Raw genomic sequence first — 2,496 nt, 5'->3', positions numbered from 1 at the left:
CTGCATGGCTTCAAAATTCCATTATTTCAATTTACATTAGATCTAAAGAAATCTTTTATTAAAACATTAATTATTATTTCAGGAGGAGATTTCAATGCTGTTAAACATTTATTTTGACACTTTCAACACTTATGCCCCACATAGGTAAAAGCTTTTTTTATAACTAAATCCTAAATTTTTAACCTTATGTATACAGAAAACAAATACTTGCGTTAAATAGCTTTGCTATCTCATCTAATTTCTTATCTCTATTGTCTTGAACCTAAATCTTTAGCTTCTCTGGGGCTATTTTATCCTTACTCCCTAACCATAGGATAGACCTAATTATTCCTTTCTTTTTTGTATCTTATCCACCACCTACTTACGCTGCTTTTACTAATTTTAAATATTTTGGATGTCGTTTTTTTGATCGTTACCAAGTTTAATATACTCTATTACTGGCTCCCTTAGATTGAAGCTGTATTTTTTCTTTGTCATTTTTTTTTAAAATAGCACCACGCTGTCCCACTTCCAAGCTAAATTACTATATTACTGAATATTCTTCCAACTGTCGTGGATGTGTATAACACCTAATGGTTTTTGTTCATGATCTATAATAAAAACAAACGTAATTTTATGAACTTCCATTAATGTCAGCGCATCATTAACAATCGCATGGGGGGGGAGAGTTTTTGGAGCTTTTTGCATAATTTCTAATGCAGAATAAGAAGTTACATCTCTAAACCGCATACAAAATCGGCGCACGTCTCCATCGGAAATTACTCCTTGTAGCTTACCTTCTTTATCGATGACTCCTGTACATCCCAGTCGTTTTTCGCTCATAACCATTAGCACCTCTGTAAAGGGCGTATCTATAGATACTAAGGGTAAATCAGAACCAGATACCATAGTGTGGATAACAGGAGAAAGCTTGAATCCCAAAGCTCCGTGAGGGTGGTGCGTTTGATAGCGCTCTAATGTGATGTTTTGTTCTAATGCACTAACCAACAGATCTCCTAAAGCCAGCATGACTAAAGAAGAAGTGCTAGGAACGCAACCAAGGGGACCGACTTCTTTAACTTCTGGTAAGCGCAATATTGTACTGGCCATTTTTCCTAACCTGTTTAAAGGAAAAGCAGTCATAAGCATGGAAAATATGTTTTTCGTTTTGGCAAAAGTAAAAATAGGGACAAGCTCGACAGACTGCCCTGCGTATGATCCTGCTAAAATTATGTCGCGCTCTCTTAATCCTCCTAGTTCTCCATGTACACTGTGAATTGCATCTAAAAACTGACATGCAATGCCAATAGAAGCAAAATTGCTGGAAATTTTTTGCAGGATAAAAGAGCTTTTTCCAACCCCAGTGCATATAATTCTTCCCTGAACTTTTTGTAATTTTTCTATACAGCTATCAAGATTTTCAGGAATTGATTCCACCATTTTATAAAGACCTGAAATATGAGAATGAAGAATGGCTTTGGGATCATACATAATTAAACACCATATTACAATTACGTCTTATTTGTTTTTTGTCTGCGTGCGCATCTTACCAATTAATTTATTACACACGTGCATTCCAACAAGCGCTTCTGGTTGAAGTCTATAGCAAGAATAGTGCTTAAGCGTCACATTCAGCAAGAGTCTTGTTAAAAATTTTAAACTATGGTAGTCTTGTTCGTTCAATTTAGTCGATTCTTAAAAGTCTATGAGGTTAGCAAAATACGTTGCAGAGCGCTCTTCTTTGTCTCGTCGTCAGGCAGAAGAGGCTATTAAGTGTCATCGTGTCAGCGTGAACGGAGTTTTGGTTACTCATATGACGTGTTTTGTTTCTTCTCAAGATAGAGTGGATCTTGATGGAGTGTCTCTTGAGTCTCCAGAAGTTCCATGTTTGTGGAAATGTTATAAGCCAAGAGGTTGTCTTGTAACGCGCACCGATCCTTTTAACCGCCCCACAATTTACACAGAACTTTCAAAGCCTTTACCTTTGGCACAGCGCTTTATATATGTGGGACGACTGGATTTTGATTCAGAAGGATTGTTGCTGATGACGAATACTTCAATTTTGGCTCACATTTTAGAAAATCCTAAATACGGGTGGAAGCGGTATTATAGAGTAGAAATACAAGGCGTAAAAGCGTGGAGTTTATGCAAAGCACTGAAAGAGCCTATTTCTTATAACGGTATTCAGTACAAGGGGTGCCAAATTCAGGATTACAGCGTAGCTTTAGGGGCTACTTGGTTGACGGTAATATTGACAGAGGGGAAAAAAAGAGAAATTCGAAACCGACTTAAAGCACTTAACTTAGTAGTTTTACAGTTGATTCGTATCCAATTTGCCACAATCAAACTTGAACCTCTTCACCCAAAAGAGTGGAAAGAGGTTCCTAAAAATCATTGGGAGTCATTTTTAAAAAAAAATATTAGTGACTGAATCTTTTAGTTTTTTCACTTTTGAACTTTTGCGTTTCATGGAAAATACGGCTATGGTAAAATTCATTTTTGGTTGAAATATCTGAG

Annotated in this window: 2 protein-coding genes; one reads left to right on the top strand and one right to left on the bottom strand. The window is 36.5% G+C overall.

Annotated elements, in window-relative coordinates:
• Window positions 1-528: 528 nt before the first annotated feature.
• Complete coding sequence (locus tag HE1_RS03075) at window positions 529-1,470, bottom strand: CBS domain-containing protein (RefSeq protein ID WP_006288517.1); 942 nt, start codon at window positions 1,468-1,470, stop codon at window positions 529-531.
• Between the two features lie 214 nt (window positions 1,471-1,684).
• Between HE1_RS03075 and HE1_RS03070 the strand changes: the two genes are divergently transcribed.
• Window positions 1,685-2,410, top strand: coding sequence for a pseudouridine synthase (locus tag HE1_RS03070; protein ID WP_052567276.1), 726 nt, complete (start codon window positions 1,685-1,687; stop codon window positions 2,408-2,410).
• The last annotated feature ends 86 nt before the right edge of the window (window positions 2,411-2,496 follow it).

Origin of the sequence: Holospora elegans E1 (assembly GCF_000648275.1) — a bacterium.
In the GTDB taxonomy this organism is placed as follows: domain Bacteria; phylum Pseudomonadota; class Alphaproteobacteria; order Holosporales; family Holosporaceae; genus Holospora; species Holospora undulata_A.
This window is presented reverse-complemented; position numbering and strand designations above follow the sequence as displayed.